The following is a 19,665-nucleotide window of genomic DNA, read 5'->3' on the forward strand; positions in this document are numbered from 1 at the left end:
ATGATCAACTGATGGCAACCGTGACTCCGTGGTCGCTCCAGCCATTGTGACCGTAGCCACGTTCATTCTCGGTCCGACCCTCAGGCTGGGTGTTGCCCTGCACGTCGGTCGCCCGGCTGACAATACGGTGCTCTCCGGCCGCGAGATCCGCTGCCAGGACAAACGGCCTCCAGGCATAGGGGCCAAGGTCCGGTCCCAGGAAACGAGCCTGTTTCCAGGTTTTACCACCATCCACTGAAACGTCGACTTTTTCGAGCGGAACAGTGCCACCGAAAGCGACGCCATAAATCATATTGCGACCGTTCTGACCGCTTTCCAGAGGCGATGTTACCCAGGATTTGACGTTCATTTCCCACATGGAAGGCTGATCCGGGGCGCCTTTCACGCCGACATCACGAACCCGGTAGCCTGAAGCCTGGATCTTGGCGTCCGTCTGGTTTTCGGTGAAGGCAAGGTTCTTGACGTACTTCACGTTGTTCACGCCGTAGTAACCCGGCACAACCATTCTTAGCGGGCCACCGTGCGTGTGGGTCAGAGGCTCGTCATTCATTTCCCAGGCCAGCAATGCGGTTTCCATGGCACGGGTGGGAACGGAACGTTCCACGATAATCGTTTTCGGGTCCAGGCCGTCGGGAAGTGTCTCGCCGCCGGTGCTGGTGATGTACCGTGTACCGTCAACAGGGCCGCCAAGAGCCTCCACAACATCTTTCAGCGGTACACCGGTCCACATGATGCAGCCCGCAGCGCCAACAGACCATTGGGTACCACTCGCGCCATGGGGGAAGAAGGCGCGACCGTTACCGGAACATTGTAATACGGAGGCAACGGTGGTAACCCCCATCTGTTTCAGGTCGCCGACCGTCAGGGTTCGGGGATTTTTCACGCCCTCGATCCGCACCTCCCAGACATCGGGGTTATCGGTTACCGAGGCTGGTGGCGCGGGCAGGTTATTACGAACGAACAAGCGGTCACTTGAGGTAATAACGCCATTGCCGATGGCCCCCCGTTGGGTTTCCATCGTGTTTGCACTGTGAACAATCAGGGCGTTGCGTTCTTTCCAGGCGGCGTAATCCGGGAGTGATTTTGGTTCATCGGCTTTGGCAAGGGGCGTAAATCCCAGCACGCTTACCGCGGCCATGGCGCCGGCACTGCCAAGTAGCAGGGTGCGGCGGGAGGGGTTCTGAAGGCCCGGGTCATTCGGGCCTCGCATCAGCGCTGATTCCTGCTTCATTATCCGTCTCCTTCTTAGGGTTGTCGTCGGACGGTGGGACTGCTTTTTCAATTCTTCGCGGTTATATCCTTATACCTTATAGGTAATGGTCAAAAATTAATCAATACTTTTGTGTGTTATTCAACGGGTTTTTCAGTCGCTATAATTCGCCCCCTATTGAACGCGCAGCAACGAGGCCGCGAACGAACCCGGGAAACAGAGAAGGGTAGCTGAGATGATTCGATTGAAGATGAATCCGCTAACGGAGTCAGCAACGCTTCTTCGGCGGGCGGGTGTGGTTCTGGGCAGTGTCGGATTGACAGCACTCTTTTCCCTGTTGGTTTTGCTGAGGGCGCTGTTCGGGAGGTTGAACCGGCCCATCGTCGACAAATACTGCCGCGAGTGGTCGGCCTCGCTGTTACGATTGGTTCGTGCCAGCCTCACCGTACGCGGGCAAGTGCCTGATTTCGGCGACGGGCGCCGGTACATCATCATGTGCACTCATGCCAGCCACTATGATATTCCGGTCACCTTCGTATCGTTGCCGGGATCGATCCGTATGCTGGCAAAAAAGGAGCTGTTCAGTATCCCGCTGCTGGGGCGGGCCATGCGTGCAGCGGAATTCCCCTCAGTAGACCGCTCCAATCGGCAACGTGCAGTCAGGGATCTGGAGAAGGCGCGGGCGATGATGGAAAGTGGAATCGTGCTCTGGGCCGCGCCCGAGGGAACCCGCTCGCCGGACGGAAAACTTCTGCCTTTCAAGAAAGGCTGTTTTCACCTGGCGCTGGATACTGAGGCGGTGATCGTGCCGGTGGCCGTGCGGGGTATCCACCGTGTTTTACCGGCCCGCACCTGGCAGATCAACCTCGGGCAGCCGGTGGATGTGAGGGTAGGAGAACCGCTGGATACGGCAGGAAAGACCAAAGCCGACCTGGACGAAGTCATGACCGAGGTGCGCGCAAGGCTGACGGAGCTGTTGGGAGACGGTGAAGCCGGTTAGCACCGGCCTCACATCGGCACGCAGATCAGGCCGTACCGGCAGCCACCAGCGTGGAGAGCAGATAGCCGGTATAGGCCACGTACACCAGCACCAGGATGCCACCATCCACACGGCTCACCAGTTTTCGCCATCCGGTAAGCCCGTAACCCATCAGGAACAGACCCACCGTGAGCGCCAGCATCAGCGTCCAGTCACGGTAGAGCACTTCCGGGTCCACCGCGAGGGGTTCGATAACAGCCGCGAGACCCACCACGGCGAGGGTGTTGAAAATGCCCGACCCCAGAATATTGCCCAGGATCAGGTCGTGTTCGTTCTTTTTGACCGCGGCCAGAGCCGAGGCGAGTTCGGGCAGGGAAGTGCCGATGGCAACGATGGTGAGACCGATCACCAGATCGCTGACTCCAAGGCTCTGGGCAATCGTCACGGCACCCCAGACCAGCATCCGGGAGCTGACGATCAGCAGTACCAGGCCAATTACCAGCCAGATCACGGCGGTTTTCAGGGGCATGGGGTGCGCAATGATCTCGGCGTCGGCATCACCGGCCAGGGGGTCTGCCTTGCCTTTCAGGCCCTGGAAGATTGACCAGCCCATAACCACTGCAAATACCGCCAGCAACACCCAGCCATCCATACGTGAAAGTTGCCCGTCGAGCAGCTGGGCGCCGGCAATGAGGGTGAGCACGATCAGCAGCGGCAGTTCTTTACGGATTACCTGAGAGTGCACTGCGATGGGCGCGATGATGGCTGTCAGGCCGACAATGAGCGCAATGTTGGTAATGTTGGAGCCATAGCCGTTACCCAGTGCCAGCCCGGGATTGCCATCGGAGGCTGCCATGGCAGACACGGCCAGTTCCGGTGCCGAGGTACCGAAACCGATAATCACCATGCCGATCAGCAGGGTGGGCATGCCGAGATGTTTGGCGGTCGCCGCGGCGCCCTCCACAAATTTATCGGCACTCCAGACCAGGAGGACCAGGCCGGCGATGATTGCGCCAAATGCCATTAGCATAGATAGACCTCAGTTGATGAAACGCCCGAGCATGTAGACACCGGCGTAGCCCAGGGTATAGGCCGCCAGAAGGTGTGCAAGATACCGCATATAGGCGGCAAAGGTCAGCCCCGGAATCTTGCTCATTGCCACTATACCGGCGGCTGAGCCAATCACCAGGAGCGATCCACCCACACCCACGGCATAGGTCAGGCCCATCCACTCGCCGGGGCTCATGTCGATGCCGGCCTTCAGCAGGGCCGCCGTCAGAGGCACGTTATCGATAACGGCCGAGAAGATGCCCATCAGGTAATTGGCGTACAGCGGCGGCAGGATGTCGTAAATCGCCACCAGCGAATCCAGCGCATGGATCTCCTTGAGCATGCCCACCAGCAGGAGGATGCCGAGAAAGAACAGGAGCGTTTCAAACTCGATGATGCGGATGTACTCGAGAATCGGGTCCAGATCGGAGTCGTCACTCATGAATCGAGACACCAGGAACATGATGGACAGGCCGAACAGAAAGGTCAGTACCGGTGGAATCCCGAACAGGGCATTACCGGCAATGGTGCTCAGGATTGTTAACAAAAACAGCCCGCTGATGATCGCGTCCACCCGTCGCACCGGGGTGGTGTTGGAGCGCAGTGTCACGGTTCCTGTGAGCCCTCGCGACAGGAAAACCGCAAGGATGAAAACGGTGATCGAGGCCGGAATGGCCAGGGTCAGAAGGGTCAGTATTTCAACCTTTTCCGCCAGGAAAATCATCAACGTAGTGACGTCGCCGGTGATCAGAGAAACGCCTCCCGAGTTGACCGCAAACACAACCAGCGTGACGAACTGGATACGTTTTTTCAGCTCCAGATCCAGAGACAGAATCAGCGAACATGAGACTAAAGTGGCGGTGATATTGTCTGCTAAAGAGGAGAAAATGAAACAAAAAAGACCGGTCAGGAATAGTAGCCGTCGCTCGCTTACCTGCTTCGGCATGATCAGGTAAATCACGTTTTCGATCATACCCTTCTTGTTCAGGTAGGCGACAAACGTCATGGCTGCGACCAGAAACAGCCACAGCCCGGCGATTTCGGCGATGCTCTCGGACAGACCATCGGAAATGGCAGACGTTTCACCAGCGTTATCACTGAACAGGAACAGCAGCATCCAGCTCATGGTGCCAAAGAACAGCGTTACCTTGGCCTTGTTGATGTGGATGACCTCTTCAAATATGACGCCAAGCAGTGCCAGAACCGCGAGCATAATCAGAAACGCATCAAGGGCAGACATTGGGGAAATCCCGTCCTGGTTTGTCAAAGTGGAGGCCTGAGCCGGCCAGACAGATCACGTGGGCGGATTGGATTTTAGACCTTTGACCCGTAGCAAACCACTGTTCGTAAGTGCACGTATCTGCCCCTGAAGCAACTAGATGCCGAAGAAAGACGCAACGATTGACAATCGCAATTTATTATCCCGGCAAAAATCGGGATAATTGCGCGCACATTCAGACCGGAAGCAGACGGCGGCGCCGTTTACCTCGCGCCCGGCCGGCTTCCGACAGGCTCTCTTGCTGATCGTGAGAGGGCAAAAGGCTCAACACTAGCTAGGGTGAAAACCAATGGCCGTTAGACAGGCAGACGTAGTGCTGGTCGGCGGTGGCGTCATGAGCGCCACTCTCGGCATGATGCTCAGGCAGCTTGATCCGTCCCTGGACATCGTCATGGTGGAGCGTCTCGACCACGTTGCCCATGAGAGCACAGACGGATGGAACAACGCAGGTACCGGGCATGCCGGATACTGTGAGCTTAACTACACTCCCGAGACCGGTGATGGCGATGTCACCATCGATCGGGCCCTGCAGATCAACGCCCAGTTCGAGGTGTCACTGCAGCTGTGGTCCTACCTTGTGGAGCAGGGCATCCTGCCCGAACCCTCCAGCTTTATTAATCGCACACCGCATCAGAGCTTTGTCTGGGGCGAGAAGGATGTGGCCTTCCTCAAGCGCCGTTATGAACGCCTGAGTGCCCATCACCTGTTCCGCGACATGGAATACACCGAGTCTCCGAAGGATCTCGAGGAATGGATGCCGCTGATCGTCAATAACCGGGACCCCATGCAGCGGGTTGCCGCGACCCGGATCAAGCACGGTTCCGATGTGGATTTCGGCTCGCTTACCCGCAGCATGGTGAGCTGGCTGGAAACCCAGCCGAATTTCGAGCTGATGCTCAGCTCACCGGTGCACTACATCGACCAGCGGGACAACGGCCGATGGAAGATCCGCGTCAAGAACCAGAAGACCGGCGAGCTGACCAAGCTCGAGACCGGCTTCGTATTCCTCGGCGCCGGCGGTGGCGCGTTGCCGCTGCTGCAGAAATCCGGTATCGACGAAGCCCGTGGCTACGGTGGCTTCCCGGTGAGCGGTCAGTGGCTGGTGTGTGGCAAGCCCGACATCGTCAAGCAGCATAACTCCAAGGTATACGGCAAGGCGCCGATCGGGGCACCGCCCATGTCGGTACCGCACCTCGATACCCGCATCATTAATGGCGAGCCGGCCCTTCTGTTTGGCCCCTTCGCCGGTTTCACCACCCGCTTCCTGAAACAGGGCTCGATCTTTGATCTGATTGGTTCGGTGAAGCCCACCAACCTGAAGCCCATGCTCTCGGTGAGCAAGAGCAACATGGACCTGACCCGCTACCTGATCGGGGAAGTGTTCCAGTCCCACGGTGACCGGGTGGCATCGCTGCGCAACTTCTTCCCGGACGCCATGGAAGAGGATTGGCAACTGCGCATGGCCGGCCAGCGCGTTCAGATCATCAAGCAGGTCGATGGTGGCGGTGGCAAGCTTGAGTTCGGCACCGAAATTGTGGCGGCAAAAGATGGAACGCTGGCGGCGCTGCTGGGTGCTTCGCCCGGAGCCTCCACCGCAGCCAATGCCATGATCAACGTGATCGAGCGCTGTTTCCCGGAGAAGATCAAGACGCCGGAGTGGCAGGAACGGATGAAAGAGCTTGTTCCGTCCTATGGCCAGTCCCTGGTAGAGGACGAAGCACTGCTTACCAAAGTTCGCGAGAGGACCCTGTCGACCCTGAAACTGGGCTGATATTCCCAATCGATCTAAGAAAGCCTAAGGCACTGCGATTGCTGGATTCACTCCCGGCTGTCGTAGTGCTTTTTGCGTTTCAAATGGGGGCGAAATTTGCGATTTCACAGCTAATGCGTAGGGTTATAAGTCAACCCTTATGAAAGGAGAGAGCCTGTGAGTGAGCAAAAGTACAATCCTGAGAAAGGGTATATTGCATTACTGGGCTGGAGCCTGAATGCGGTTGAAGCGGCCGACAAATTCGATCGTCGGTATGTTGTCGTGGCACCGGACTGGGCCGAAGCCTATTGCGAAGAGCATGACATTCCCTACGTGCCCTGGAATTTTGAGCGCCTGAATGACCGTTCGGTAGAAATTGCGCAGACCCTCAAGGAGATGGGCGTAGACGTTGCCATCCCGTTGTTTGAGGAGACTGTGGAGTGGGCAGGTGCCATTAACTCGGTGTTGATGGACAAGCCTCGTTTGTTCGGTCAGGCCATGCTGCTGCGTGACAAGGCCCTGATGAAACGCCGTGCCCAGCTCGGTGGTATCCGGGTGGGTATCTTCGAGGAAGCGCACGACAAGGGTGATGTTATCCGGTTCCTCAAGCGGGTTAACCAGACTCTGCTGAAACTGGATGGTGACCCCAACGATCCGATTCACCTCAAGGCCTTTGATAAGGCCGGCTGCCTTGGCCACCGGGTGATCCGTACGCCTGATGAAGTCGATACCATCCCGGAAGAAGAATTCCCGGTTTTGATGGAGTCGCACCTGGATGGCTGGGAGTTTGCGGTCGAGGCCTGGATTCACAACGGCAAGATCGCCTTCCTGAACATTTCCGAGTACGTGACGCTGGGCTATTCGGTATTTGTGCCCGCAACACCGGACCTGGAGAAGTATCGCGACCAGATTCGCGGCGAAATCGAGAAGCTGATCAAGACCTTCGATATCGAATTCGGGTTTATCCACCCGGAGTACTTCGTGACCAGCGACCGGACCATGTACTTTGGCGAGGTGGCCTATCGTCCACCGGGCTTCAAGGTATTCGAGCTGCTTGAGCGTGCCTATGGTTTCAACGCGTATCAGGGCATGATCCTGGCCTTTGACCCGAAGACCACGGAAGAGGAAATCAAGGCCTTCTTCCCGAAGGAAGTGGTGGATGCGAAGGGTTACGCCGGTTGTTTCGGTGTGTATCCGCGCCGCCGGGTTGTCAGCAAGCTGGAAATCCCGGAGGAGACCGAAAATCACGAGTATTTCGAGTCTCACGAGCTGACTGCGCCGCTTGAAGAAACGGTCACCAAGCGTACCGCTTTCGGTACCCACTGGGGGCTGGTGTATTTCTTCGGTGAAGACCCCTATGTCATGCGGGACCTCCTGAAACATCAGGAAGACCTCGATTTCTATGTATAATCAGGAGAAGCATTAACAACAACCGGGTTTGGTGCCAGGCCCTGAGGATTATCGTTTGAACGATCACCAATCGGGCAGCGCAGCGCCAGCTGTAAACATTGACAAGCTGGCTCAACGCCTGGATGACGCCATTCAGGCTTTGGAAGAAAGCCGGTCTTTTACCAAGGCCGGCAAACTGCCGCGTGTGCTGGATATTGCCCGCCGGGTCCTGCTGCAGCCGGATGGCTGCCGGATCATCGAGGAGCGCGCTGAGCGCCTTGAGCTGGCGGGCGTCTTTGCCGGCACCGACTGGGCCGAACCCGGTATTCTCCTTCCCACGCTGACAACCTATTCGCTGCAGAGCCAGAATGCCGATACCGTCGTCATTGAGGCCTTCAGCGAATTGCGGCTGCTTGCCGTCGCCCGGGGCAGCTATCTGCACCCTTCGGTGTCGGCTGAACAGGCCCACCACTATCTGACCCAGGTTCTTGCCATCAACCTCGGCCTGCTGTTTGGCATGACCGGCGAGGCTGAGCGGGAGCAGGGCAAGCTCGCGCTGATCAGCCAGAACCTTGTGCAGTACGTGGCCCACCACATCGGCTACGAACATGTCATTGATAGTCTGATCGAGGAGATCTGGCGCATCCTTGAACAGCGACCGATCCAGGTATCGGACGTACGCAAGATGATTACCCAGATTGCCCTTTGCCGGGCCGATCCGCAGGCCGATCTGGGCAGTGCCGGGCGCGGTGCCGACCGGTTGATCTCCAGCCTCTATGGGCCCACCCGGGCCTGCAGTGAAGACCCCGGAACCGTGGTCTACGAGCAGCGGCTGGAAACCATGGACGCCCAGGCCCTGCAGAACGAAGCCACCGGGTTTGCGCGTTCCATGCACGATACCGGCCTGGTCTCGCCTTACCATGCCTCGTTCATACGTTTCATCCTGTTGGACCAGGACACCTTGCTGAGCGAGGCGCTGGGGCTGTCCAGTACCGGCCGGGATTGCCTGATGTGCTATCGGGAGCTGGTCCACACCCTGATTAAAGAAGGTATCTATCCGGAAACGGCACAGGGCATCTACGGCCTGGCGCTACTGCTGGAGCGGGGTATTCTTTATCAACCTCCTGTTGCGCCGGGTCTGTGGCGCCAGGCACGGCTCTCTCTGTGCCCCCATGCGCGGGAGCGACTTGAACTGGCCTATGGCTACCAACCGCAACCCAATGCCTGGTTGATTCAGGGCGTGTTGAACATGTTGGGCCAGCCTTTGGGCGTGGGGCAGGGCAACAATCCTACCTGCCAGTCGGCCCGTGCTCTCTCGATGTGGGCCTATAACGATCCGGATTATCTCTTGCAGATGGTTGCCTGGGCTGCCCGAGACAATGAGATCGTCATTCACTTTGAAGGCCAGCCGGTGTCGTCGGCCCGCAGTGTCGGCGGTGTCGCGTCCGAGGTAACCCTCGATCTGGATCCTGTCTCCCTGGTTGTAGTGCCGCATCTGGACCGCATTTATGTGGAGATGGGCCGGTTGTGCGTCGGCCGCCAGGGCGATCCCCACAAATGGGTGAACCCGGAGTTCCACGGCTGGTCTGCCGGGCGCGGATTTGCTATTAACGTGGATGTGGCCACTGGCAAGCTGCATGATCTGGAAGGCTTTATCCGGCATTTCTATGCCAGCTATCACCCCTACTACAACGGCAATCAGCCGCTGATCCACCCGCAGCCTGCGGGTATTGCAGTGACCGACAGTGCCGCCCGGTTTATCGGCTGGCACGCCATTACCATTCTCCGGGCCGCGCTCGACCCGGAAGGTGAGATGCGGATTTATTTCTTCAATCCCAATAACGACAGCGGCCAGAACTGGGGCGATGGAGTCAAAGTCAGTACCTCGGGCAACGGAGAGCGTTTTGGCGAGTCGTCGCTGCCTTTCGAACAGTTCACATCGCGACTGTACATCTTCCATTACGATCCCCTGGAGCGGGGGGAGCCTGCGGAAGTGAACGAGGATGCCCTTCGGCGCGTAACAGAGGGTGTGTATCGCAGTTGGGGTCTGGATCGCGTGCCGGCGGATGCTTTGCAGGCGGAGCCGCCCATAACCGATTGATCCCGGAACCTGCCGATCACCCGGAATCCACAGATCAAGAGGAAGGCCATGGCCAACGAACAGACCCCGGCCCGTAATGGGGCCGAGTTGTTTATCCGGGCGCTGGAAAACGAAGGCGTTGAATACATTTTCGCGGTGCCCGGTGAGGAGAATCTAGCCTTCCTTGAGGCTTTGAGGACCTCCAGTATTCAGCTGGTCCTCAACCGCCATGAACAGGCTGCCGGGTTCATGGCCGCCACCTACGGCCGCCTGACGGGGCGCGTGGGAGTCTGCCTTTCCACGCTCGGGCCCGGCGCCACCAACTTCGTGACTGCCGCCGCCTACGCCCAGCTGGGCGGTATGCCCATGATGATGATCTCGGGCCAGAAACCCATCAAGTCCTCCAAGCAGGGGCTATTCCAGATTCTGGATGTGGTGGACCTGATGCGTCCGCTCACCAAGTACACCCGGCAAATCAGCAATGCCAACACCATCCCCGCCAAGGTTCGGGAAGCTTTCCGCCTGGCCTCTGAAGAGCGCCCGGGTGCCGTGCATCTGGAGCTGCCGGAGGACATCGCCGATGAGGCGCCCGAATCCGATACCCATATCTTCAAACCCAGTGACGCCCGGCGGCCCTCGGCCAGCCCGAAAAGCCTGGAAATGGCGTGCGAAATGCTGCGCGAGGCCCGGCATCCGCTGATCATGATCGGCGCCGGCGCCAACCGGAAACGGGTTTCCCAGGCGTTGCTGCATCTCGTGAATGTCACCGGCATCCCGTTCTTCACCACCCAGATGGGCAAGGGCGTGGTGGATGAGCGACATCCGCGCTACCTGGGCAACGCTGCCCTGTCGGCCGGGGACTTCGTTCACTGTGCAATCGACCGCGCCGACCTGGTGATCAACGTGGGCCATGATGTGGTGGAAAAGCCACCTTTCTTCATGACCCCCGGCGGCAAGAAGGTCATTCATGTGAACTTCAGTGCGGCCGACGTGGACCCGGTGTACTTCCCCCAGCACGAGGTTGTCGGGGATATCGCCAACAGCGTGGAATACATGGCCGAGAACTGTGGCCAGTGCGCCAACCATGATTTCACCCGCCTGATGGAGGTGAAGGAGGCGGTGGATGCGCACCTGCAGGAACGAGCTGAAGACGATCGTTTCCCGGTGATCCCCCAACGCATTGTTCATGATGTGCGCCAGGTAATGCCCGATGACGGCATCATCACGCTCGACAACGGCATGTACAAACTCTGGTTTGCCCGCAATTACCGCGCCTACGACAACAATACGGTACTGCTCGACAACGCCCTGGCCTCCATGGGCGCCGGCTTGCCCAGCGGCATGATGGCCTCCATGCTGTATCCGGATCTGAAAGTGATGGCGATCTGTGGCGATGGTGGCTTCATGATGAACAGCCAGGAGCTGGAAACGGCGGTTCGACTGAACCTGAATCTGGTGGTCCTGATTATCAATGACAGTGCCTACGGCATGATCAAGTGGAAGCAGGGCCAGGAAGGCTACAGCGATTTCGGCCTGGATTATCGCAACCCGGATTTTGTCACCTATGCCCAATCCTATGGCGCCAAGGGTCACCGCGTGACCCGCACAGAGGACCTTCGGCCAACCCTGGAAGGTGCCCTGGCTGAAGGCGGTGTTCATGTGGTGGACGTGCCCGTGGATTACAGTGAAAACCGACGGGTGTTTGATGAGGAGCTGGCGGAACTGACCTGCAAACTCTGAGGGGTGTATTATGCGTCCATGGATGATGAACCCGAGGTAGCACTGCAATGATCCGTTCCTTTTTTCGCGGCCTGGTGGCCATCGCGACACTGACGTTGCTCGCCGGTTGCAGCAACCCCGAGACACCCCAGGAAGTGGCGGCGGCCTTCTGGCAGGCCATGGCCGAGAACGACGCCGGTGATGTGATGGAATACTCCACCCTGGCAGAAGCCACCGCGTTCGACGGTTACAAGCGTAGCTGGACCGACGCTGTGCCATCCTTCGGCCGGGTCGTCATTGAAGATCGCGAAGCCACTATCGTGACCCGCCTGCCGGCCGAAGCCGGAACCGAAGGTGAGCGGCTGGAGCTGGTCACCTATCTCGTACGGTTCCAGGATCAGTGGCTGGTGGATTACGACCGTACTGGCGAGGCCATCCTTAATCCTTCCCCGTTCAGCAGCATCATGGGCGAGCTCAGCCGGCTCGGTGACGAGCTCAGCGCCCGTTTCTCATCGTCTTCGGATGACTTTGAGCAGCAGATGGAGCAGCTGGCGCGGGATCTGGAAGCCTACTCCGAGGAAATCGGCCGCGAGGCAGAGGGCGCCATGGAGGCGTTCGGCAAGAAGTTGCAGGAAGCCATGCGGGAGCTTGAGCGCTCGGTGGAAGACGCCCTGAAAGACAGTGAGCCGACACCGGAAGAGGACCGGGTGATTCTGGAGCAGGCTGCCCGGGATCTGGATCGCCAGGCCGATGAGCTGAACGAGCCCACCATGGAATCGATCGCCAGTGCCAGCCGCACCGTGGCCGAAACCGGCGAACGCTTCACGCGCCTGAGTGAGGAAACGCTGAATCGTTACCGGGAGGAGTGGCAGCAGAGGCTGGCTGAGATGCGCGCTGACGCGGACGAATTTATCGAGCAGCTCAGACTTTAGCGGGCTTGCTCGGCGCCTCGCAGCATGGCCTGAAGCAGCTCCTCGGCATCGAATTTCGTCAGCGCTTCGTTGGCGCCCACCTGATTGGCATAGCTTAGGCTCATCTCACTGTTCAGTGACGTATGCAGGATGATGTAAGGCTGCTTCAGCGCTGAATTGTCCCGCACATTGAACGCCAGTTCGTACCCATCGAGCCCCGGCATCTCGATATCGCTGACCAGAATGTCCGTGGGCCGGCCCAGTTCATGGTCGCGCAGCAGAATCTGCAGCGCGTCATCACCATTCGACGTCACCTGGTAGGGGATGTCCTTGCTGTCCAGCACGTCCGAGAGTTGCTTACGGGCCACCTGGGAATCGTCGACCATCAGAATGTTCAGGGACTTGAGCGTCTCACTCTGCACATCCGTGAGAACCACCTCCTGGGTGTCCAGGGATTCCGGGTACACCTTCGCCAACAGCAATTCCACATCCAGCAGCTGGATGATATCGCCCTCCACGTCCAGCAGCCCTGTGATAAACGCCTTGCTGCCCAGGGCTTTGGGTGGCGGCATCACCGATTTCCAGTCAGTCTCGATGATCTGTTGCACGCTGCGCACCAGAAAACCGATCTCCTGGCGCTGGATATCCGTGACAATAATCGAGGCTTTTTCCCGTTCTTCCTGCGTCAGCGGCGGATAGCCGACCGCGGCAGCCATATCGATCACCGGAACGGCGGAACCCCGGAAGGTGGCCGTGCCGATGACGGCGTGATGGCTGTGGGGCAGTTTCGTCAGCCGCATGAAAGGCAGGATTTCCCGGATCTTCAGGGTTCCGATCCCGAACAGACGCTCGCCGGAAAGCCGGAACAGCAGAAGTTTCTGGGTCTGCTTCGCTTTGCTGGACATACAACCGGGTCCTTTCAAACGCAAAAGCCCCTGCCGCAGGAGCTTTTCAAGAATTGGATTCAGCAGGCTGTCTGGCGGGCGGACGCTGCCAAGCCAATAAGCCTGAGGTATGTAGCAATAGTAGCAGCTTTACCGTGAATCGGGGTTCAGAAGGATTGTTTCAAATGGTGACAGAAACACTCCGCGCGAGGCCTTGTGTTGCCATACCAGTGTGCCCTCAGAACGCCATGTCCTTGCCGTCCCAGGCCTTGAAGCAGCCGGTTTCGGCGAGGGTGAGGCTATCAATCTGCCGCCTGAGGCCATCAACCGATTGTTCAACCGATACCTCGGCGTCGCTGCCGCCCATGTCCGTGGCCACCCAGCCCGGGTGGTAGATGCCCACGGCTATGCCCTGCTCACGCAGGTCCACGGCCAGATTTCGCCCGAGATTGAGCGCCGCCGCTTTTGAGGCACGATATATGTACCGGCCGCCACCGGCAGAAGCCTGGGATCCAAGCTTGCTGGATATGATGGCGATTTTCGGGGTGCCGACCCCGGCCAATGCCAGTCTGAGATTGGGTAGCAGCGCCTGTATGGTGAGGAATACGCCGGTCACATTGACCTGGAAGTGCTCCGCCCAGAGTTCTGGCGGATAGCCGCCTTCCAGCTGTTCATGGCGATCAAGCAGAATGCCGGCGTTACAGACCAGGGTTGAGATCGGTTGATTTTCGAGGCGCTCGCCCAGCGCGGTCACGCTGGCGGGGTCGGCGACATCCAGCACCTCCATGCCCGGTTCGCTGCGGGCCGTGCCGATGACATGCTCGCCCGCCTCTCTCCATTCATCGGCCAGGCCCTTGCCGATGCCGCGATTGGCGCCCGTGATAAGAATGGTCATGTTTGTATTCCTTGTGGCTGAGGCTCAACAGTAGCACAGGTCTCTGGCGATCCCTGCCGGAGGTGCTGCCTACCAGGGGAGGTTATTCAGGATGAACCAGGCGGTGCCGCCGGTCGCCAGGATTGCCACCAGGGCAAGCAGACCGTCCCGCGCCACGATGGCGAGGCCGAACGCCATCAGGGCGATTCCGGCACCGTTGGCGCTGAATGGAATCACTTCCATCAGTGGCATGGCAGCCGCTACGGCCATGCAAATGATGGCGATAACGTATTGCCCCGGCCCGCGAACCAGCCAGAGCAGCCTTTGTTTTGTCCATCGATCCACAAATCGGGCGGGCTTGTTCATCCAGTCCAGCCCCCTGGCAAGCTTTTCTCTTTCGATGTTCCGGCGCGCCAGCTTTGAGGGAATCCATATCGAGTGGCGCTGGAAAATCAGTTGCCCCAGGGTGAGTAGCACCATCAGACCAAGCAGCGTCGGTACTCCCGGAATATCACCTATCAGCGGGGCCAGGGTGATTACGCCGGCGATCAGAACCATCGGCCCGAAGGAACGTTCACCAACAGCTGCCAGTACATCGCCCACAGACACCTGAACCTGTCCCCCGGTGTTTGCGCGAAGGCGTTCCAGAAGTTCTGTCAGACTGGCCGGATCGTCTGGCTGGTTCATGGTGGTGCTCGTGGTCTCCTATTGAACAGGTTTTGCAGACACTACCTTGATTGGGCAACGAGTGCATGAACACAAGATGACAGGGAGTTAGCCCGGGCGTTGCCGCTCAGAATATTGAGTGCCTGACTAATTAGTCTATATTAATTAGACCTCCCCTCCTCGGCGGCATCAAAGATGTATCCAGGCCAGAGCAACGGGTTGCCGTTCTCAAAGTTGTTGCACCCGCATTTTTTGACGCCCGCACGGCGCAGATCTGCTTTGGTGCTCGCGTTCATTCTCTGTTTTTCCGCCCCAAGCTATGGGGACTGCGACATCTCACTGCGCTGGGACGATGATCCGCCCTATTTCATGGTTCAGGAGGGTAAGTTGGTCGGCATTGATGCCGACCTGGTCCGTGAGGCCATGGGACGCCTGGGCTGCGGACTTTCCTTCCAGAAGATGCCATGGGCCAGGGCGCTTCGGGAGTTGCGTGACGGGCATGTGGATATGCTCTCCGGCGCCTACCGGACTACGGAGCGAGAGGAGTATGCCCATTACTCCGAAGTGGTCGGTCTGGTATCACCCAATATCCTGTTTATTCGTTGATCTGACGAGTCCAGGTTCGAGCTGAATGGCTTGCGGCAGTTGCTGGAATCGGGTTTCAGGCTTGGTGCCCAGATTCATGTGTCCTACAGTGATGAATACAGTGCCCTCATCCAGAATCCCGACTACGAAAAAAACATTCAGTATCTTTCCCGCCGAGAGTCGCTCTGGAAAATGCTGGCCCGGAACCGGGTGGATGGCGTGGTTGCCAGCAGGCTAACTGGCCTGTACGAAATTCAGGCGCTGGGATTGTCGGGCACGACTACGCCCAGCTCGATGGTTGTCTCTAATAAACCCGCGTTCTTCGTTTTCTCCAAAGCATCGGTCAGTTCCGAGTTTGTGGCGGATTTTGATCGTGTGCTGCAAGCGATGCTGGACGATGGGACCTTTGCGGCCATTGTGAATCGGTATGTTTGCGGTACCGGCGATTCTTGGCTGGCTGAGGCGCAGGCGGGTATGGGCGCATGCCCTTTGGCTATGCGTTGACGTTCGGAAAACTTTTGGACAGCGTGTAACGAAAAAAGCCCCTGAAATCAGGGGCTTTCTCTTGGTTGTTTGGGACGGCGACAACCGAAAAAAATACCTAAGCCAATGTAAAATATAAAAATTAATTTTTTATATAGTAAATGTGCCCCCAAATATGCCCCCAATCATTCTTTATCACTTGCCAGTTTTAACACGCAGAAACCCCTACTCCTAAATCTAAAACGCCTTGTGAATGCAGGCTGCTCATAAAAGCTCCAATAGCATCAGCGTAAAATACGTGTGCAAATGCTGGATGATTTCGATCGTTATCGGTTGTGTCGTAGAGAATGTCCGCCAGCGGAGTGGCATCGTCTAGACCTATTCGCACAATTCCCAAGTGAAGGCTCATTGGCTGTACTTTTTCTGCCAATTGTAGCCGCACCCTCGCCAGAATTTGAGGGCGATCTTTGAGGAGTCCATGTAACTCATAGGTCATATATTCTGACAGCTTAAGATATCGAGTACTCAGCGTAAGGCCTGGAGAGCTTTTCCCAGTGTTTTGATAGTAGAGCTGAAGTATCTGAGCCAAGTATTTTGCTGTTGTAATGCCGCACCTATGCAGTGTGTCTGGAGAAGTTCTCAGATCGTTGTGTGCGGCTACCAGGAGTAGGTGTGGTGTGAAAGGGGGGTAATCGCCAATGGGGTCCGGTAAAGCTGGTTTGGTCAGTGATGGTGGGCTGTCAGGAACGAGCTCTACAGGGGCGGTCGGCCCCTTGTTGACAACTTTCAATCTTGCGCTGGGTCCAATGTTGTCGTCGTGAATGTACAAATTGGGAATATGGGAGTCCTGAAGATTTATTTGGCCGGATGCTACTGTGCTTGGAGGGCAAGATCTAAAGCCAACGGCGCATACGGCATGCAGGCCAGCAGTGCCAAGTTGGCCGACAATCAATACAGGATACCCTGATCTGATCAAAGAAGCGCAAGAGCTTGAAAATCGCTCAATGCTGAAACCCTTAACGCCGGCAACTGCCGCAAGGTCACCGTTGAATACTATGGGTGACAGGTCATGTTCCTTAATTGCCTCGCGGACTTGTTCGATGCTTAGCCCTGAGGATGGGAAAACTCGATCTCCCATAGAAGCTGTTTGATGTGCTGCCTGAGTTATATCTGCGGTCGTCGGAATAGCGTGGTGATCATCGAAGGCAGATGAGTGCAGCATCGACCACAGCCCGACAGTTGCACAGGCTCCGACGCCAGTGTCCTGTTGTTGCCACGCAAGACCGTGGACCGTCAATCTGATTCCGGCAACGTGGGCGTGGTAGTCGCGAGATGGTGTAACTACCCGTGGGGTTTCGGGCTTCAAATCTTCGTACCAAGCCAGCACGGTCCTCCCTAACGGGGTTGCGGGGATTGGTCGGATCACTACGAACCCAAGATAATTTTCTTGAAGACGTTTAATAGCGCGCTCACGGCCTGCTGCTGCTGATCGCAGCGTGGAGCGATTAAACGCTGCCCCAGCGAAGAAATGCAGCCTTCGGCAAGTGTTGGGGTAACCCGCAGTGCTTTTGCAATAGAAAGCTGCAAATTCTGCAAGATAATCTCGATCGAAATAATTCGGTTCTTCAAGGACAGTTTGAGCGCCTAAATCAGCCAAGTATCTAATTAGATAATTTTTCTGACGAAAATCAGGCAGCTTGTGAAGGGGGCTGGCTTTGTCGAATTTATGAATTTCTAGCTTTTTAGGAGTGTTGGCCATATCAATCCCTGATTCTCAAAAAGAAAAAGGGCCGACTGATAAAGCTCGACCCTTCGAAATCTTTGATCCAAACGATAGCGCTTCGCTACTACCTGATTGTGTATCTCAGCTCTTCTTCCGTTACCGGAGTGCGGTAGGGTTTAGTTCGTTCCTCGACCTCATCGTCCTTCAACCGGCGGCTTACTTGGTCGACAAGGCGAGCGGCCAGTTCGCGTGAGACTTCTTGCTCAAAATTGGGAAGCTTCGACCACTGTCTGGAATCTGTGTTCCAGAGAGTCCTACGTTTGTTAGCTAACATGACAGCTCCCTGCTAGTTCGATGAGTGACCTTTCGCTGGCAATGCAGCGCATCAGACGTGACGCCTTTTAACTTGGAGGCGTGGCAAAGTCAACTTTTTGTAGTTAACCCGAGTTATAGCCAACGCAGTCCTCAATTGCAATTCTGAATTGTAAATGTGCGTACAGGCTTGCCTGCAGTGACCTGCCCCCAATCACTAAACCACTCACTACTTAGTAATGTCGGTTAATTTTGACCCTTTTTCCGTAGTCCGGTAGCCAGCCGCAAACTCCAGTGGTGTCTGGTAGCTCAACGCTGAATGGGGTCGGTTTTCATTATAGTCTCGTCGCCAGTTACCGATGACTTCTCTGGCATGGGCCAGATCCCGGAACCAGTGTTCGTTCAGGCACTCGTCTCGGAAACGCCCATTGAAGCTTTCGATGAAGCCATTCTGAGTCGGCTTTCCGGGCTGGATCAGCTTTAGCTCCACCCGGTTGTCATAAGCCCACTGATCCAGAGCCTTACTGGTAAATTCCGGCCCCTGGTCTGTCCTGACAGCCTGAGGGTAGCCTCTGAAGGCGGCTATGGCATCCAGAGTGCGGGCAACCTGGTCACCCGAGATTCCGTTAGCTACGGGGATGTCGAGGCATTCCTTGGTGAAGTCATCAACAATCGTCAGGCATTTGATCCGCCGACCACACGCCAGCGCGTCCATAACGAAATCCATGGACCACGTCTGATTCGGAGCTTCCGGCAACACCAGCGGCTGACGTTCCATGGCGATACCCTTTCGGCGCTTGCGTTTCGGCACGGCCCGACCGGCCTCCCGATACAGCCGGTAAACCTTTTTATGATTCACATCGATTCCTTCCCGTCGCAACAGTTGATGAACCCGTCGATAACCAAACCGACGGCGTTCATGGGCCAGTTCCGAAATGCGCTCGGTGAGCGCACTGTCACCAGCAGCAACGGTGGAGCGATAGTGAAACGAAGCGCGGGATAACCCGACGAGAAAACAGGCCCTGCGCTGGGATATCGGCGTTTGCTCCTGCATCGCCCGCACGGCCTCGCGCTTGTTCTCGACGGTCAGTACTTTCGGTTGAGGGCCGCCTTCAGGGCCTCGTTGTCCAGAAGAGACTCAGCCAGCAGCTTCTTGAGCCTGGCATTCTCATCCTCGACAGTCTTCAACCGGCGTGCCTCTGAAACCTCCATGCCGCCGAACTTCTTGCGCCAGGTGTAGAAGGTGGCGTCAGAAATGTTGTACTTGCGGCACAGCTCTTTCACCGCCAAGCCGGCTTCGGCTTCCTTCAAAATGCTGATGATCTGCTCTTCTGAAAATCGCTTTTTCATGTTCATCGTCCTCTGCTGTGATGAACATTACTAAGCTGAAAACGGTTAAGCTAGAGGGGAGCAGGTCAGCAGCCATAAGGGCGCTGCTTTGGCTGCAAAGCTAGATTTTTAACTTCTCAAAACCAATACGGTAAAGCTTGTTCAAGCTTAATAAGCTCTGCTATCTGGGCTTTGGTCAATTCCCTTCTCAATAGGTCTTGCTTCTCCTTCAGCTGGTGGGGTTCTACCCCGTTACTGCGGACATTCCTAAAAAGAGGCACACTGTGCCAAAGGAGTGTTCATGTCCAGACGCAGAAAATATAGCCCAGAGTTCAAACGCGAAGCCATCGCCTTAACCCGGCAACCCGGTGTGAGTTGTCGCCAGGTAGCCTTAGAGATCGGCATCAATCCCAACCTGTTATCCCGGTGGCGCAGAGAAGCG

Annotated in this window: 17 protein-coding genes; 9 read left to right on the forward strand and 8 right to left on the reverse strand. The window is 57.0% G+C overall.

Translation table 11 applies throughout. The features are described 5' to 3' along the window. Window positions 1–4: 4 nt before the first annotated feature. Window positions 5–1,231, reverse strand: a complete 1,227-nt coding sequence (gene sorT, locus AC13E3_RS15305; RefSeq protein WP_053113083.1) for a SorT family sulfite dehydrogenase catalytic subunit — start codon at window positions 1,229–1,231, stop codon at window positions 5–7. Window positions 1,232–1,445: 214 nt separating this feature from the next. Between sorT and AC13E3_RS15310 the strand changes: the two genes are divergently transcribed. Beyond that, entirely contained in the window at window positions 1,446–2,210 is a 765-nt protein-coding gene (locus tag AC13E3_RS15310; RefSeq protein WP_053113082.1) for a lysophospholipid acyltransferase family protein, read from the forward strand. 25 nt (window positions 2,211–2,235) lie between these two features. On the opposite strand, the gene AC13E3_RS15315 is transcribed toward AC13E3_RS15310, so the two are convergent. Both AC13E3_RS15315 and nhaD read right to left on the reverse strand, forming a co-directional pair. After that, window positions 2,236–3,219, reverse strand: a complete 984-nt coding sequence (locus AC13E3_RS15315; protein ID WP_176443030.1) for a calcium/sodium antiporter — start codon at window positions 3,217–3,219, stop codon at window positions 2,236–2,238. 9 nt (window positions 3,220–3,228) lie between these two features. Next, window positions 3,229–4,479 carry a sodium:proton antiporter NhaD gene (gene nhaD / locus AC13E3_RS15320; RefSeq protein WP_053113081.1) on the reverse strand — a complete coding sequence of 417 codons (1,251 nt, stop codon included), beginning with the start codon at window positions 4,477–4,479 and terminating at the stop codon, window positions 3,229–3,231. 328 nt (window positions 4,480–4,807) lie between these two features. Between nhaD and mqo the strand changes: the two genes are divergently transcribed. The 5 genes from mqo (at window position 4,808) to AC13E3_RS15345 (ending at window position 12,388) form a co-directional block, all read left to right on the forward strand. Beyond that, window positions 4,808–6,289: a malate dehydrogenase (quinone) gene (gene mqo / locus AC13E3_RS15325; RefSeq protein ID WP_008171082.1), complete on the forward strand. Its 1,482-nt coding sequence runs from the start codon at window positions 4,808–4,810 to the stop codon at window positions 6,287–6,289. A gap of 156 nt (window positions 6,290–6,445) precedes the next feature. Beyond that, window positions 6,446–7,678 carry an ATP-grasp domain-containing protein gene (locus AC13E3_RS15330; protein ID WP_008171084.1) on the forward strand — a complete coding sequence of 411 codons (1,233 nt, stop codon included), beginning with the start codon at window positions 6,446–6,448 and terminating at the stop codon, window positions 7,676–7,678. 55 nt (window positions 7,679–7,733) lie between these two features. Beyond that, on the forward strand, window positions 7,734–9,758 hold the full coding sequence (locus AC13E3_RS15335; protein WP_039881863.1) for a hypothetical protein: 2,025 nt from the start codon (window positions 7,734–7,736) through the stop codon (window positions 9,756–9,758). 48 nt (window positions 9,759–9,806) lie between these two features. Then, entirely contained in the window at window positions 9,807–11,477 is a 1,671-nt protein-coding gene (locus AC13E3_RS15340; protein WP_008171088.1) for an acetolactate synthase large subunit, read from the forward strand. 47 nt (window positions 11,478–11,524) lie between these two features. Next, window positions 11,525–12,388, forward strand: a complete 864-nt coding sequence (locus tag AC13E3_RS15345; RefSeq protein ID WP_008171090.1) for a hypothetical protein — start codon at window positions 11,525–11,527, stop codon at window positions 12,386–12,388. Here AC13E3_RS15345 and AC13E3_RS15350 read toward each other — a convergent pair. From AC13E3_RS15350 to AC13E3_RS15360, 3 genes are all read right to left on the reverse strand, one after another. After that, window positions 12,385–13,272, reverse strand: a complete 888-nt coding sequence (locus tag AC13E3_RS15350) for a chemotaxis protein (RefSeq protein WP_008171092.1) — start codon at window positions 13,270–13,272, stop codon at window positions 12,385–12,387. The two genes, AC13E3_RS15345 and AC13E3_RS15350, sit on opposite strands and share 4 nt — an antisense overlap. 217 nt (window positions 13,273–13,489) lie before the next feature. After that, window positions 13,490–14,146, reverse strand: coding sequence for an SDR family oxidoreductase (locus tag AC13E3_RS15355; protein WP_008171094.1), 657 nt, complete (start codon window positions 14,144–14,146; stop codon window positions 13,490–13,492). A 69-nt stretch (window positions 14,147–14,215) separates the two neighbouring features. Then, entirely contained in the window at window positions 14,216–14,812 is a 597-nt protein-coding gene (locus AC13E3_RS15360; protein ID WP_008171095.1) for an exopolysaccharide biosynthesis protein, read from the reverse strand. 261 nt (window positions 14,813–15,073) lie between these two features. Between AC13E3_RS15360 and AC13E3_RS15365 the strand changes: the two genes are divergently transcribed. Together AC13E3_RS15365 and AC13E3_RS15370 are read left to right on the forward strand one after the other, a co-directional pair. Continuing rightward, window positions 15,074–15,397 carry a substrate-binding periplasmic protein gene (locus AC13E3_RS15365; RefSeq protein ID WP_008171097.1) on the forward strand — a complete coding sequence of 108 codons (324 nt, stop codon included), beginning with the start codon at window positions 15,074–15,076 and terminating at the stop codon, window positions 15,395–15,397. Window positions 15,398–15,427: 30 nt separating this feature from the next. Continuing rightward, window positions 15,428–15,880, forward strand: a complete 453-nt coding sequence (locus AC13E3_RS15370) for a type 2 periplasmic-binding domain-containing protein (protein ID WP_008171098.1) — start codon at window positions 15,428–15,430, stop codon at window positions 15,878–15,880. Window positions 15,881–16,067: 187 nt separating this feature from the next. On the opposite strand, the gene AC13E3_RS15375 is transcribed toward AC13E3_RS15370, so the two are convergent. Further along, complete coding sequence (locus tag AC13E3_RS15375) at window positions 16,068–17,618, reverse strand: hypothetical protein (RefSeq protein ID WP_008173682.1); 1,551 nt, start codon at window positions 17,616–17,618, stop codon at window positions 16,068–16,070. A gap of 505 nt (window positions 17,619–18,123) precedes the next feature. Next, window positions 18,124–19,244 (reverse strand): IS3 family transposase gene (locus tag AC13E3_RS15380; protein ID WP_085986435.1). Its coding sequence is split into 2 segments (ribosomal slippage): window positions 18,124–18,986 and window positions 18,986–19,244, totalling 1,122 coding nucleotides; the frame shifts between segments, so codons are not numbered across the junction. A 280-nt stretch (window positions 19,245–19,524) separates the two neighbouring features. Between AC13E3_RS15380 and AC13E3_RS15385 the strand changes: the two genes are divergently transcribed. Next, a partial coding sequence (locus AC13E3_RS15385; protein ID WP_482902197.1) for a transposase occupies window positions 19,525–19,665 on the forward strand: 141 nt, incomplete at its 3' end.

The sequence above is a fragment of the Marinobacter sp. L-80 genome (assembly GCF_056859395.1).